Origin of the sequence: Enterobacter cloacae complex sp. 2022EL-00788 (genome assembly GCF_026627565.1) — a bacterium.
In the GTDB taxonomy this organism is placed as follows: Bacteria; Pseudomonadota; Gammaproteobacteria; order Enterobacterales; family Enterobacteriaceae; genus Enterobacter; species Enterobacter pasteurii.
Genome location: NZ_JAPNMC010000019.1, coordinates 1 through 13,987, shown reverse-complemented (window position 1 = coordinate 13,987; position 13,987 = coordinate 1). Strand labels below are relative to the sequence as shown.

The 13,987-nt window shown below is 54.8% G+C and carries 16 protein-coding genes; 8 read left to right on the top strand and 8 right to left on the bottom strand.

The features are described 5' to 3' along the window. Positions 1-3: 3 nt before the first annotated feature. From accA to tilS, 4 genes are all read left to right on the top strand, one after another. Entirely contained in the window at positions 4-963 is a 960-nt protein-coding gene (gene accA, locus OWK27_RS21850; RefSeq protein WP_013095666.1) for an acetyl-CoA carboxylase carboxyl transferase subunit alpha, read from the top strand. A 100-nt stretch (positions 964-1,063) separates the two neighbouring features. Next, positions 1,064-3,196, top strand: coding sequence for a lysine decarboxylase LdcC (locus OWK27_RS21845; RefSeq protein WP_267591218.1), 2,133 nt, complete (start codon positions 1,064-1,066; stop codon positions 3,194-3,196). A 66-nt stretch (positions 3,197-3,262) separates the two neighbouring features. Beyond that, entirely contained in the window at positions 3,263-3,652 is a 390-nt protein-coding gene (locus tag OWK27_RS21840; RefSeq protein ID WP_267591217.1) for a VOC family protein, read from the top strand. A gap of 58 nt (positions 3,653-3,710) precedes the next feature. Then, a complete protein-coding gene (gene tilS / locus OWK27_RS21835; RefSeq protein ID WP_267591216.1) occupies positions 3,711-4,997 on the top strand; it encodes a tRNA lysidine(34) synthetase TilS in 1,287 nt (428 codons plus the stop codon). A gap of 26 nt (positions 4,998-5,023) precedes the next feature. Here tilS and rof read toward each other — a convergent pair whose 3' ends face one another. Both rof and OWK27_RS21825 read right to left on the bottom strand, forming a co-directional pair. Further along, positions 5,024-5,284, bottom strand: coding sequence for a Rho-binding antiterminator (gene rof / locus OWK27_RS21830; protein ID WP_148420153.1), 261 nt, complete (start codon positions 5,282-5,284; stop codon positions 5,024-5,026). Continuing rightward, complete coding sequence (locus OWK27_RS21825; RefSeq protein ID WP_148420154.1) at positions 5,271-5,471, bottom strand: YaeP family protein; 201 nt, start codon at positions 5,469-5,471, stop codon at positions 5,271-5,273. Before OWK27_RS21825 ends, rof begins: the two co-directional genes overlap by 14 nt. A gap of 193 nt (positions 5,472-5,664) precedes the next feature. Here OWK27_RS21825 and OWK27_RS21820 point away from each other — a divergent pair, with 193 nt between their 5' ends. From OWK27_RS21820 to nlpE, 3 genes are read left to right on the top strand one after another with little or no spacing between them, the layout of a single operon-like run. Beyond that, positions 5,665-6,210, top strand: coding sequence for a YaeQ family protein (locus OWK27_RS21820; protein ID WP_148420155.1), 546 nt, complete (start codon positions 5,665-5,667; stop codon positions 6,208-6,210). After that, positions 6,207-6,623 carry an alternative ribosome rescue aminoacyl-tRNA hydrolase ArfB gene (arfB, locus tag OWK27_RS21815; RefSeq protein WP_148420156.1) on the top strand — a complete coding sequence of 139 codons (417 nt, stop codon included), beginning with the start codon at positions 6,207-6,209 and terminating at the stop codon, positions 6,621-6,623. The genes OWK27_RS21820 and arfB overlap by 4 nt, the downstream gene beginning before the upstream one ends. A 38-nt stretch (positions 6,624-6,661) precedes the next feature. After that, a complete protein-coding gene (gene nlpE, locus OWK27_RS21810; protein ID WP_176608664.1) occupies positions 6,662-7,360 on the top strand; it encodes an envelope stress response activation lipoprotein NlpE in 699 nt (232 codons plus the stop codon). A gap of 45 nt (positions 7,361-7,405) precedes the next feature. Here nlpE and proS read toward each other — a convergent pair whose 3' ends face one another. From proS to metN, 6 genes are all read right to left on the bottom strand, one after another. Beyond that, on the bottom strand, positions 7,406-9,124 hold the full coding sequence (proS, locus tag OWK27_RS21805; RefSeq protein ID WP_252004737.1) for a proline--tRNA ligase: 1,719 nt from the start codon (positions 9,122-9,124) through the stop codon (positions 7,406-7,408). Between the two features lie 112 nt (positions 9,125-9,236). Next, the gene (tsaA, locus tag OWK27_RS21800) at positions 9,237-9,944 is read right to left on the bottom strand and encodes a tRNA (N6-threonylcarbamoyladenosine(37)-N6)-methyltransferase TrmO (protein ID WP_267591215.1); all 708 of its coding nucleotides are present in this window, start codon (positions 9,942-9,944) and stop codon (positions 9,237-9,239) included. Then, entirely contained in the window at positions 9,941-10,345 is a 405-nt protein-coding gene (gene rcsF / locus OWK27_RS21795) for an Rcs stress response system protein RcsF (protein WP_003856133.1), read from the bottom strand. The genes tsaA and rcsF overlap by 4 nt, the downstream gene beginning before the upstream one ends. A 106-nt stretch (positions 10,346-10,451) precedes the next feature. Further along, positions 10,452-11,267, bottom strand: a complete 816-nt coding sequence (gene metQ, locus OWK27_RS21790; protein ID WP_006810023.1) for a methionine ABC transporter substrate-binding lipoprotein MetQ — start codon at positions 11,265-11,267, stop codon at positions 10,452-10,454. 40 nt (positions 11,268-11,307) lie between these two features. Next, on the bottom strand, positions 11,308-11,961 hold the full coding sequence (locus OWK27_RS21785) for a methionine ABC transporter permease MetI (RefSeq protein WP_003856130.1): 654 nt from the start codon (positions 11,959-11,961) through the stop codon (positions 11,308-11,310). Further along, positions 11,954-12,985 carry a methionine ABC transporter ATP-binding protein MetN gene (metN, locus tag OWK27_RS21780; protein ID WP_267591214.1) on the bottom strand — a complete coding sequence of 344 codons (1,032 nt, stop codon included), beginning with the start codon at positions 12,983-12,985 and terminating at the stop codon, positions 11,954-11,956. The genes OWK27_RS21785 and metN overlap by 8 nt, the downstream gene beginning before the upstream one ends. A 188-nt stretch (positions 12,986-13,173) precedes the next feature. Between metN and gmhB the strand changes: the two genes are divergently transcribed. Next, positions 13,174-13,740, top strand: coding sequence for a D-glycero-beta-D-manno-heptose 1,7-bisphosphate 7-phosphatase (gene gmhB, locus OWK27_RS21775; RefSeq protein ID WP_148420161.1), 567 nt, complete (start codon positions 13,174-13,176; stop codon positions 13,738-13,740). Positions 13,741-13,987: the final 247 nt, after the last annotated feature.

The window sequence follows — 13,987 nt, the reverse complement described above, 5'->3', positions numbered from 1 at the left end:
ACTATGAGTCTGAATTTCCTTGATTTCGAACAGCCGATTGCAGAGCTGGAAGCGAAAATCGATTCTCTGACAGCGGTGAGCCGTCAGGATGAAAAACTGGATATTAACATCGACGAAGAAGTGCATCGTCTGCGTGAAAAAAGCGTAGAACTGACGCGCAAAATCTTTGCCGATCTCGGCGCATGGCAGATCGCCCAGCTGGCGCGTCATCCACAGCGTCCGTACACCCTGGATTATGTCCGCCTGGCGTTTGACGAATTTGACGAACTGGCCGGCGACCGCGCATACGCTGACGATAAAGCTATCGTCGGCGGTATCGCGCGTCTGGATGGACGTCCGGTGATGATCATTGGTCATCAGAAAGGTCGTGAAACCAAAGAGAAAATCCGTCGTAACTTCGGTATGCCGGCACCAGAAGGCTACCGTAAAGCCCTGCGTCTGATGGAGATGGCTGAGCGTTTCAATATGCCAATCATTACCTTCATCGACACGCCTGGCGCTTACCCGGGTGTCGGCGCAGAAGAGCGCGGTCAGTCTGAAGCCATCGCACGCAACCTGCGTGAGATGTCTCGCCTGAAAGTGCCCGTCATCTGTACCGTTATCGGTGAGGGTGGCTCCGGCGGCGCGCTGGCAATTGGCGTGGGCGATAAAGTGAATATGCTGCAGTACAGCACCTATTCCGTTATCTCTCCGGAAGGCTGTGCTTCAATTCTGTGGAAAAGCGCCGACAAAGCGCCTCTGGCTGCCGAAGCGATGGGCATCATTGCCCCACGTCTGAAAGAGCTGAAGCTTATCGACACCGTCATCCCTGAACCGCTGGGTGGCGCACACCGCAAGCCGGAAGTCATGGCCGCGTCCCTGAAAGCGCAGCTGCTGGCTGACCTGGCGGACCTGGACGTGCTGAGCAAAGAAGATTTGCTCAACCGCCGTTATCAGCGCCTGATGACCTACGGTTACGCATAAACCTCACAATTATCCTAAAAGCCGCACATTGTTGCGGCTTTTTTTATACCTGCCGTTTACCTTAACTATGCTTATCTGATGTTTTTCAAGGAGGTAAACCATGAACATCATTGCCATCATGGGGCCACACGGCGTCTTTTATAAAGACGAACCCATCAAGGAGCTGGAGCAAGCCCTTACCGCACGCGGATATCAGCTGATCTGGCCGCAAAACAGCGCCGACCTGCTGAAATTCATCGAACACAATCCGCGCATCTGTGGCGTGATATTCGACTGGGACGAATACGACATGGAGCTGTGCAGCGATATCAATAAGCTCAACGAATACCTTCCGCTGTACGCCTTTATCAACACGCATTCGACCATGGACGTCAGCGCTCACGATATGCGCATGGCGCTGTGGTTCTTCGAATACTCTCTCGGCGTTGCCGAGGACATTGCGATCCGCATTCAGCAGTACACCGGCGAATATCTTGATAACATCACGCCGCCGTTTACGCGCGCGCTGTTCACCTATGTTAAGGAAGGAAAGTACACCTTCTGTACGCCGGGCCATATGGCGGGGACGGCCTATCAAAAAAGTCCGGTGGGCTGCCTGTTCTATGATTTCTTTGGCGGCAACACGCTGAAAGCGGACGTGTCGATTTCGGTGACCGAGCTGGGCTCTCTGCTGGACCATACCGGCCCGCATCTTGAAGCCGAGGAGTACATTGCCCGCACCTTTGGCGCCGAGCAAAGCTACATGGTGACCAACGGCACCTCGACGTCGAATAAAATCGTCGGGATGTACGCCGCGCCTGCCGGCAGCACGCTGCTGATTGACCGAAACTGCCACAAGTCGCTGGCGCATCTGCTGATGATGAGTGACGTAGTGCCGCTCTGGCTGTCGCCAACGCGCAACGCGCTCGGCATTCTTGGCGGCATTCCACGCCGCGAGTTCACGCGTGCCGCCATCGAAAAAAAGGTCGCGGCGATACCGGAGGCTGGCTGGCCTTTCCATGCGGTGATCACTAACTCTACCTATGACGGGCTGCTGTACAACACGAACTGGATCAAGCAGACGCTGGACGTGCCGTCGATCCACTTTGATTCCGCCTGGGTGCCTTACACCAATTTCCATCCGATTTATTCGGGTAAAAGCGGAATGAGCGGCGAGCGCGTGCCGGGAAAAGTATTCTTCGAAACGCAGTCGACGCACAAAATGCTGGCCGCGTTTTCCCAGGCGTCCCTTATTCACATCAAGGGCGAGTACGACGAGGACACCTTCAACGAAGCCTTTATGATGCATACGACCACGTCGCCGAGCTACCCGCTGGTGGCCTCCATCGAAACGGCGGCGGCGATGCTGCGCGGCAATCCCGGTAAACGCCTGATTAATCGTTCGGTGGAGCGGGCGCTGCATTTCCGTAAGGAGGTCCAGCGGCTGAAAGATGAAGCGGACGGCTGGTTCTTTGATATCTGGCAGCCGGAAGAGATCGACGAGGCGGAGTGCTGGCCCGTCGCGCCAGGAGAAAGCTGGCACGGCTTCCGGGACGCCGATGCGGATCATATGTTCCTCGATCCGGTTAAGGTGACGATCCTGACGCCGGGCATGGATGAGCAGGGCGTAATGGGTGATGAAGGGATCCCGGCCGCGCTGGTAGCGAAATTCCTCGACGAGCGTGGCGTGGTGGTGGAGAAGACCGGGCCCTACAATTTGCTGTTCCTGTTCAGTATTGGGATCGATAAAACCCGCGCGATGGGTCTGCTGCGCGGGCTGATGGAGTTCAAGCGCGCGTACGATCTGAACCTGCGGGTGAAGAACATGCTGCCCGACCTCTATGCGGAAGATCCTGACTTCTATCGCAATATGCGCATTCAGGATCTGGCTCAGGGGATCCACAGGCTGATCCGCCAGCACGATCTGCCGCGCCTGATGCTCCAGGCGTTTGACGTCCTGCCTGAAATGAAGCTAACCCCGCACAGGGCGTGGCAGCAGCAGGTGAAAGGTGAGGTTGAAACCGTTGAACTGGAAAATCTGGTCGGCCGGGTATCGGCCAACATGATCCTGCCTTATCCGCCGGGCGTACCGCTGCTGATGCCGGGCGAAATGATCACCGAAAAAAGCCGGGCGGTGCTCGATTTTCTGCTGATGCTCTGTTCGGTAGGGCGCCACTATCCGGGGTTTGAGACGGATATTCACGGTGCGAAACGCGATGAAAACGGAGTGTACTGGGTGCGAGTCCTAAAATAAAGGGGGCTGCTTGCCAGCGGCGGGCTGTCGGTTGTAACGTGCAGGACATCATAAAAAGGAGAAGCTATGCTGGGTTTAAAACAGGTTCACCATATTGCGATCATCGCCACCGATTACGCGAAAAGTAAGGCATTCTACTGCGACATCCTCGGCTTTACGCTGATGAGCGAGGCTTACCGCGAAGAGCGCGACTCCTGGAAGGGCGATCTGGCGTTAGACGGGCAATATGTCATTGAGCTGTTCTCTTTTCCCTTCCCGCCTGCGCGTCCGTCGCGCCCGGAAGCCTGCGGCCTGCGCCACCTGGCCTTCAGCGTCGATGACCTGGACAGTGCGGTAAAACATCTGGAAGCCCACGGCGTGGCCTGTGAAGCGATTCGTGTCGATCCCTTTACCGATAAACGTTTCACTTTTTTCAACGATCCGGACGGCCTGCCGCTGGAGCTTTATCAGCAGTAATTGCCTTCATGTGTGATAATGCCCGTTCAGTTCGGGCATTTTTTATGTGTAATTTTCTATGACCTTACCCGCTATCGCTCTCGCCGTTTCACCGTACCGCCAGCTTCTGGTGGGATTTAGCGGTGGCCTGGACTCCACCGTTTTGCTGCACCGCCTTAAGTGCTGGCGCGATCGGGAGCCGGACGTCCAGCTTCGGGCGATGCACATTCATCACGGCCTAAGCGCCCATGCGGACGACTGGGTAGCGCACTGTGAAGCGGTGTGCTCAGCGTGGGCGATCCCGCTAGTCGTTGAGCGCGTCACGCTTGAGGATGAAGGGTTGGGCACGGAGGCGCAGGCGCGTAAAGCCCGTTACGCCGCGTTTTCCGGCGCATTACAGCCTGGAGAAGCGTTGGTTACCGCGCAGCATCTGGACGATCAGTGTGAAACGTTCTTGCTGGCGCTCAAGCGCGGCAGCGGGCCTGCGGGGTTATCCGCCATGCCGGAACGCGCGGATTTTGCCGGTACGGCGCTGATTCGTCCGCTGCTGAGTGAAACGCGCGCTTCACTGGAAGCCTGGGCGCATCAACACCATCTGCGCTGGATTGAGGACGAAAGCAATCAGGACGACAGCTACGACCGAAACTTCCTGCGCCTGCGCGTGCTGCCGCTTCTGAACGAGCGCTGGGCGCATTTTTCCGAAGCGGCGGCCCGAAGCGCGATGCTTTGTGCTGAACAGGAAAGCTTGCTGGACGAGCTGCTGCGCGAGGAGCTGGAGACGCTGATTACCGCAGACGGTGCGCTGGTGCTGGCGCCGCTGGAGGCGATGAGCCCCGCACGTCGGGCTGCCCTGATTCGTCGCTGGCTGGCGTTTCACCGTGCGGCCATGCCGTCCCGGGCGATGCTCAACCGTATCTGGGACGAGGTTGCACAGGCCCGGGAAGATGCCGCGCCGCGTATCTTTCTGAATGGTTTTGAGATCAGGCGCTATAAAGGCCAGCTCTGGTGGGTAAAATCGTTGCCGTCGCTTGCTGACAGGATCCTCGACTGGCCGTCTCCTGAGCAAGCATTAACGTTACCTGTTAATGCAGGCGTGGTTGCGTTAAGCCGTTCGGGTAACGTGCGTTTGCCCGAGCCGGGCGAGAACGTCACCGTACGCTTCAGGGCCAGCGGCATGCTGCACATCGTCGGGCGTAACGGCGGGCGCAAACTGAAGAAGATCTGGCAGGAACAGAACGTTCCGCCCTGGCTGCGTGATACAACGCCGCTTCTGTTTTACGGTGATACGCTCATTGCGGCGGCAGGGGTATTTGTCACTAAAGAGGGGTGGGCTGAAGACGGTGTAAATTTTGAATGGAAAGCGTAACGGGCAGCCTGGCTGCCCGTTGGTTATCAGGATTCGCTCACCACGACGGTGCCGATTTGCGGGTGGCTAAAACTGGCAATTTTGTCGAGGCGCAACTCACGCGTCGCACCTGCATCTTCAACAACCAGGTATTCCACGTTCTTACGGGAAACCAGATCGCTGGCCTTTGCCTTAAGCACTTCGCCATCTTTTAGCTCCAGCGTCAGTATTAAATGATGCTGGCAGGCGAGTTCGAGGTTGTCATAGTCATCACAATTGATGGGTTGATAGGTATCATTCATCGACATAATCGCTCACCAGTAAATTCGCCGCAGCGTACGCTGCTTTTTCCCTGACCGATTCAGAAAGGCCCTCATCAGAGGCCACTTCATTTAGCACGTTCAATACACAGCCCAACGCATCCGGGATATACCCCAGATCTCCGCTGGCAATTTCCGCATACCGTCTGCGAATCAACTCACAATAATTATTCACATCCCCTCCTGCCAGCGTACTGACTTACTGTGAGATATCATTAAGCCTACGAAGTTAAACTCGGTTTAGCAAGGTGACTATACCATACTCATTTAAGCAATATCAGCGCCTTGATAAGGGGGGGACAAGCTCGTAACAGCCTTTTGCTGCGGTTTTCGCTACAATGTACGCCTGAATCGAAAGGAGTTCTCTCATGGCGCTGAAAGCGACAATTTATAAAGCTGTGGTCAATGTGGCGGATCTTGACCGTAACCAGTTTCTCGATGCGTCATTGACGCTGGCGCGCCACCCCTCTGAAACCCAGGAGCGCATGATGCTGCGCCTGCTGGCGTGGATAAAGTATGCCGATGAGCGCCTGCAATTTACCCGGGGCTTAAGTGCGGAAGATGAGCCGGAAGCCTGGCGGCGCAACGACCACCTGGGTATCGATCTGTGGATTGAGCTTGGCCTCCCGGATGAACGCCGGATCAAAAAGGCTTGCACCCAGTCCGCTGAGGTCGCGCTCTTCGCCTACAACCAGCGCGCCGCGGAGATCTGGTGGCAACAGAATAAAAACAAATGTGCGCAGTTCAAAAACCTTACCGTCTGGTATCTGGATGATGAACAGCTGGCGCAGCTGAGCGAGTTCGCCGGCCGAACGATGGCGCTACAGGCTACTATTCAGGACGGCGCCATCTGGCTCTCTGATTCTCAGAATAATCTGGAAATTCATCTCACGGCCTGGCAGCCCGCGCCATGATTGTTTTGTCCCGAAACGTCAGCATTCCTGATAGCGAGCTGGAGATCACCGCCATCCGTGCTCAGGGGGCAGGGGGACAGCACGTCAACAAGGCTTCAACGGCTATCCATTTGCGCTTTGACATTCGGGCCTCCAGCCTGCCAGAGTATTATAAAGAGAGCCTGCTTGCCGCCAGCCATCACCTGATCACCAGCGATGGCGTAATTGTGATCAAGGCGCAGGAATATCGCAGCCAGGAAATGAACCGGGAAGCGGCACTTTCCAGACTGGCGGCGGTCATAAAAGAATTAACAGCAGTGCAAAAAAGCCGTCGGGCAACGCGTCCTACGCGGGCATCGAAAGAACGCAGGTTGTCCTCAAAGGCGCAAAAATCCACCGTAAAATCACTGCGTGGCAAAGTTCGTCATCCGTAGCGTGACGAAAGGGACACCCTTTTCATAAGGAATGTATCGTGAAAAAAGCATTATTATCAGCGCTGGCCGTAACGAGTCTGTTCGCGCTTTTTGGCTGTAACAACCGTTCGGAAACGCAGGCCTTACAGCCAACGCAAAACGAAGAATTAAAGCCGATGCAGCAGAGCTGGCGCGGCGTATTACCCTGTGCAGATTGTGAAGGTATCGAAACCTCTCTGTTCCTGCAAAAGGATGGTACCTGGGTAATGAACCAGCGTTATCAGGGAGCGAAGGAACCCTCTTCATATGCAACTTACGGAACCTGGGCGCGTACGGCTGAGAAGCTGGTATTGACCGATACCGCTGGGGACAAAACCTATTTCCGCGCCAAAGGCGAGGGGATGGAGATGCTCGATCGCGAAGGTAATCCGATTGAATCCCAGTTCAACTACACGCTGGCTCCGGTAAAAGCGGCACTGCCTGCAACGCCAATGGCAATGCGGGGCATGTATTTCTACATGGCGGATGCGGCGATCTTTACGGACTGCGCGACCGGGAAGAAAGTCAGCGTGGCGAACAATGCCCAGCTGGAGCGTGACTATGCCGTTGCGCGCGGCAATGACAGCAAGCCAGTGTTGCTGACGGTTGAAGGGCACTTTACGCTGGAGCCAAACCCGGACAGCGGCGAGCTGGTAAAAACGCTGGTGGCCGATAAGGACGCGACGTTTACTGCCGGCAAAAACTGCGACAGCAAATAATATTTACCCATAAAAAAACCCCGCGCTGGCGGGGTTTTTTGTTTCTTAACCTTTGATGGCTTTCACCAGGTAATCAAGAATGTCGCCCGTCTTGATCATCTGCTTTTCGCCGTTACGACGGTATTTGTATTCAATCTCGTCGCTGTCGAGGTTACGGTCGCCGATGACGATGGTGTGCGGAATACCGATCAGCTCCATATCAGCAAACATCACGCCCGGACGCTCTTTACGGTCATCCATCAGCACGTCGATACCTTTCGCGCTCAGCTCAGCGTAGAGTTTCTCGGCCAGCTCCTGCACGCGGTAAGACTTGTGCATGTTCATCGGCAGAATAGCCACCTGGAATGGTGCAATGTTATCCGGCCAGACGATACCGCGCTCGTCATAGTTCTGCTCAATAGCGGCAGCAACAACACGCGTTACCCCAATACCGTAGCAGCCCATGGTCAGAACCTGGTTACGGCCATCTTCACCCTGAACGGCAGCGTTCATTGCGCGAGAGTATTTATCGCCCAGCTGGAAGATGTGGCCTACTTCGATACCGCGTTTGATCATCAGGGTACCCTTGCCGTCCGGGCTTGGATCGCCTGCGACCACGTTACGGATGTCAGCCACTTCTGGCGTCGCCACGTCGCGATCCCAGTTGATGCCGAAGTAGTGTTTCCCGTCGATGTTTGCGCCAGCGGCGAAGTCGCTCATCGCCGCAACGGTGCGGTCAATGACAACCGGAACAGGCATATTCACCGGACCCAGAGAGCCTGGGCCTGCGTTCACCACGGCGCGGATTTCTGCTTCTGTAGCGAAAGCGAGAGGGCTGGCAACCTGCGGCAGCTTTTCCGCTTTCACTTCGTTCAGCTCGTGATCGCCACGGACCAGCAGGGCAACCAGCGGGTAAGCGCTGCCTTCAGCAGATTTCACCAGCAGGGTTTTGACCGTTTTCTCAACCGGCAGGTTGAACTGCTCAACCAGCTCGGCAATAGTTTTCGCGTCTGGCGTATCAACCAGCGTCATCTCTTCGGTTGCCGCAGCACGTGGCGCTTTTGGTGCCAGCGCTTCTGCGAACTCGATGTTCGCGGCGTAATCAGAGGAGTCAGAGAAGATCACATCGTCCTCACCGCTCTGCGCCAGAACCTGGAATTCATGGGAGGCGCTACCGCCGATAGAGCCGGTATCAGCCTGTACAGCACGGAAATCCAGGCCCATGCGGGAGAAGATTTTGCTGTAGGCCTCGTACATTTTGTCGTAGGTCTCCTGCAGAGATTCCTGAGACGTATGGAAAGAGTAGGCATCTTTCATCAGGAATTCGCGAGAACGCATGACGCCGAAGCGTGGGCGCACTTCGTCACGGAACTTGGTCTGGATCTGGAAGAAGTTCAGCGGCAGCTGTTTGTAAGAGCTCAGCTCGTTACGGATCAGGTCGGTGATCACTTCTTCATGCGTAGGGCCGAGAACAAAGGGACGATCGCCACGATCGGCAATACGCAGCAGCTCAGGACCGTACTGCTCCCAGCGACCGCTCTCCTGCCACAGTTCAGAGGGCTGAACAACCGGCATTAACACCTCGATAGCACCGGCGTTGTTCATCTCTTCACGCACGATGTTTTCGACTTTTTTCAGGACGCGCACGCCGGTCGGCAGCCAGGTGTATAACCCGGAGGCCAGCTTGCGGATCATCCCGGCGCGAAGCATCAGCTGGTGGCTGATCACTTCGGCGTCGGCAGGTGTCTCCTTCAGAGTGGAGAGCAGATATTGGCTAGTACGCATGTTGTTACGGTTCCATTTCGACGATTGGAACAGGCTGAAACACCAGCCTGACACAAAAAAAGTGGTTTAGTTTACCAGTGTGGCAAAGATGCCAAAAGAGAGGAGAACAAAATTACCTGGGTTCCAGGGCAAACACTTCAAAACCCGCCGCAGTCACGCGCCAGCGCACGTTAAAGTCCAGCAGCCAGACCGCATACGTTTTTCCGGTCTCCTCTTCTTTGCGATAGGCGGGACGGGGGTCCTGCGCTAGCACTTCGGTAATGAAGTCACGAAGACGAGGATAGCGTTTTTCCAGCTGGTCGATTTGCGTCGTTATTTCTGGCGTGAAGTGAACCGGCATATCTGCCTGCGGCGCTTCCTGCGCGTAGCTTGCCCTGGCCTCCGGCAGCGCTTCGGCAAAGGGCAGGTAAGGCTTGATATCAATGACCGGCGTGCCATCAACCAGGTCAAGGCTACCTAACTCCAGAATCACCCGATCTTTCTGACAGCGTATGCCTTTCAGTTCGACCAGCGACATTCCAATCGGGTTAGGGCGGAAGGTGGAGCGGGTGGCAAATACACCCATTCTGGCATTACCGCCCAGACGCGGAGGACGCACCGTGGGACGCCAGCCGCCTTCCATGGTCTGGTGAAACACAAAGACCACCCATAAATGACTGAACGCCTCAAGCCCGCGCACCGCATCGGCCTGATTATAGGGCGCGACAAGATGAAGCTCGCCGCCGCCGTTGATGACCAGACCGGGCTGGCGCGGCACGGCGAACTTCTCTTTATAAGGGGAGCGGATAACGCCTATCTTCTCGAACTGAAACGAACTCATTTCGCCGTAATATTAAGCGCAGAACCGATACATACCGCCTGACGGTAGCAGCCTGGCGTACCGCTGGTCACTTCGCAGCTGTGCAGCAGCACCGCGTTGGCTTTCATTTTTGACGCGTTAATCTGCATACGCTTGCGGGCTGTTGGGATATTCGGTGGAGAGTCCTGGTTCGTTGCCTGGCAGGATTCGCCACTCACTTCACCCAGCTCACGGAATGGCTTACCGACCAGCTCGTCGGCTTTCGTAATAATACGTACCGGCGCAGCGCGAGGCGCTTTCGGTTTTGCTGGCTCCGCTTTTGGCGGGGTTGCAGTGCTTTGAACGGGTTCAACAGGAGATCTGCTTAGCATAGAACAGCCGCTCAGCATCAGTGCTAAAAGACAGATCGGTAAAGCACGCATAATAATTCCTCAGTGGATAATCAAAACGTCAGATATTGAAGCAGTTGACCGCACAAATAACAAGACGGGCAAATGCCCGTCTTGATGATATTACACTGAGGTGAGATTACCAGCCTTTAACCGCGCCGCCGTTAAACACCTTGTTGGCTTCCTGGTAAACTTCTTCAGACTGATACGCCTGCAGGAATTTCTTCACGTTTTCCGCGTCTTTGTTGTCTTCGCGAGTCACGATCAGGTTGACGTACGGGGAGTCTTTGTCTTCAACGAAGATACCATCCTTCGCCGGCGTCAGGCCGATCTGGCTGGCGTAGGTGGTGTTGATAACGGCCAGCGCGATCTGTGCATCGTCCAGTGAACGTGGCAGCTGAGGGGCTTCCAGTTCAACAATTTTCAGATTTTTCGGGTTTTCGGTCACGTCCAGAACGGTCGGCAGCAGGCCAACACCTTCTTTCAGCTTGATCAGGCCCACTTTCTGCAGCAGCAGCAGCGAGCGGCCAAGGTTGGTTGGGTCGTTAGGGACGGCAACCTGTGAACCCGGCTGAAGTTCATCCAGAGATTTAATTTTCTTGGAGTAACCGGCAATTGGATAAACGAAGGTATTCCCGACAGCAACCAGCTTGTAGCCGCGATCCTTGATCTGCTGATCCAGATACGGTTTGTGCTGGAAGGCGTTGGCGTCAATATCGCCTTTGCTCAGCGCTTCGTTCGGCAGAACGTAATCGTTGAAGGTGACCAGCTCAACGTCCAGGCCATATTTCTCTTTTGCGATTTTCTGCGCGGCTTCTGCGACCTGCTGTTCAGCACCGACGATAACGCCTACTTTGATGTGGTTGGGATCCTTCTCGTCCTGACCGCAACCCACCAGTGCCAGAGAGCCAATCAGTGCGCCTACTGCTGCAAAGGTCTTAAATTTAAACGCCATGTTTTTTCCTTAACTCGTCGAGTTTGTGTTGTTTGTAACGTTATTTATGCGTAACAGCCCGGACGATACGATCGCCAGAGAATTGAATTAAGTAAACCAGCACAACCAGCAATACCAGAACGGTATTCATAACGGTAGCGTTATAGCCAATATAGCCGTACTGATAGCCAATCTGGCCTAAACCGCCTGCACCTACGGCACCGCCCATCGCGGAATAACCGACAAGCGTGATAAGCGTAATGGTCGCCGCGTTCACCAGCCCTGGCAGCGCTTCAGGCAGCAGTACTTTGCGCACGATCTGCATCGGCGTCGCACCCATGGCTCGGGAGGCTTCAATCAGACCCGTTGGGATTTCCAGCAGGGCGTTTTCCACCATACGGGCGATAAACGGCGCAGCGCCTACGGTCAATGGAACAATTGCTGCCTGAAGACCTATCGACGTACCGACGATCACGCGGGTAAACGGAATCATCCACACCAGCAGAATAATGAACGGGATAGAACGGAAGATGTTCACCAGCGCAGAGAGCGTGCGATACAGCTTCGCGTTTTCAATAATCTGACCCGGGCGCGTAACGTACAGCAGCACGCCGACCGGTAGCCCAATGACAAAGCCAAAAAAGCCCGATACGAAGGTCATAGCCAGCGTTTCCCAAACGCCGCGAACCAGTAGCCACATCATCGGCTCAGACATAACCCAGTACCTCTACTTTTACGTGATTTTCCTGCAGCCAGGCAATTGCCGCCTGGGTTTCTTCCTGTGTGCCGTGCATTTCCGTCAGCATAATGCCGAACTTCACGCCACCGGCGTAATCCATCTGCGCGCTAATAATGTTGTTATTAACGTTAAAGCGACGCGCGGTTTCGGAAAGCAGCGGTGCGTCAACGGACTGACCCGTAAACTCCATGCGCAGCATTGGAACGCTTTCTGCAACGGCTTCTGTTTTCAGACGTTCCAGATAATCTTCCGGAATATCCAGATGAAGCGTGGACTGGATGAACTGCTGAGCCAGCGGCGTCTTCGGATGGGAGAACACTTCGCTTACCGTATCCTGCTCAATCAGCTCACCGTTGCTGATGACTGCCACGCAGTCACAAATACGTTTCACCACGTCCATTTCGTGCGTAATAAGGAGGATAGTCAGGCCCAGACGACGGTTAATGTCTTTCAGCAGCTCCAGAATAGAACGCGTGGTAGCCGGATCTAATGCGCTGGTGGCTTCATCGCACAGCAGCACTTTTGGATTGCTTGCCAGCGCGCGAGCTATTGCTACACGCTGCTTTTGCCCGCCGGAGAGATTGGCCGGATAGCTGTCATGCTTATCGCCCAGACCAACCAGGTCCAGCAGTTCGGTGACGCGACGCGTAATTTCTTCCTTCGGCGTGTTGTCCAGCTCCAGCGGTAAAGCAACGTTGCCGAAAACGGTACGTGAGGCCAGCAGGTTAAAGTGCTGGAAAATCATGCCGATCTGACGACGCGCTTTGGTGAGTTCTTTTTCTGAGAGAGCGGTAAGCTCCTGGCCGCCAACTTCAACGCTGCCCTGGGTTGGGCGCTCAAGCAGGTTAACACAACGGATCAGCGTACTTTTACCTGCACCCGATGCGCCAATGACGCCATAAATCTGACCAGCAGGAACATGCAGGCTAACGTTGTTCAGCGCCTGAATGGTTCGGTTCCCCTGCTGGAACACTTTGGTGATATTGGAAAGTTTAATCATTAGATTATTTTTATCGTATGTAAGTTAGCCGTGGCATTTTCTTCTGCCAGATACGGGGAATGACCGTAAACAAAATGGATGTTAAGGCATCCAGACGTCTAAATCAATCCACCTCTGTACGATGAGCACTTTATTGCGCCGTGATTCATGAGATACTAGCTGAACAAGCCTTTTTCAGGAGCAAACCGGTGGCAAAATCTGTACCCGCAATTTTTCTCGATCGTGACGGCACTATTAATGTGGATCACGGCTACGTCCATGAGATTGATGAGTTTGAATTTATCGAGGGCGTAATAGATGCACTGCGCCAGCTGAAAGAGATGGGCTATGCGCTGGTGGTGGTAACCAATCAGTCCGGTATCGCCCGGGGGAAATTCACCGAAGCGCAGTTCGAGACGCTGACGGAATGGATGGACTGGTCCCTGGCCGATCGCGGCGTCGATCTTGATGGTATCTATTATTGTCCGCATCACCCGCAGGGCACCGTCGAAGCATATCGTCAGACCTGTGATTGCCGTAAACCGCATCCGGGCATGCTTATCTCCGCGCAGGAATTTCTGCACATTGATATGGCCGCGTCTTTTATGGTCGGCGATAAGCTGGAAGATATGCAGGCAGCAACGGCGGCGGGCGTGGGAACAAAAGTATTAGTGCGAACCGGTAAACCAGTCACCCCGGAAGCGGAAAATGCAGCCGACTGGGTCATTACAAGCCTGGCAGAGCTGCCAAAAGAGATTAAAAAGCACCAAAAATAGACGTTTTGGTGAAAAGGTGAGCGGTTGAAATAAAAATGCATTTTTCCGCTTGTCATTCCTCGGCGGCTCCCTATAATGCGCCTCCATCGACACGGCGGATGTGAATCACTTCACAAACAGCCCGGTCGGTTGAAGAGAAAAAATCCTGAAATAACGGGTTGACTCTGAAAGAGGAAAGCGTAATATACGCCACCTCGCAACGGTGAGCGAAAGCCGCGTTGCACTGCTCTTTAACAATTTATCAGAC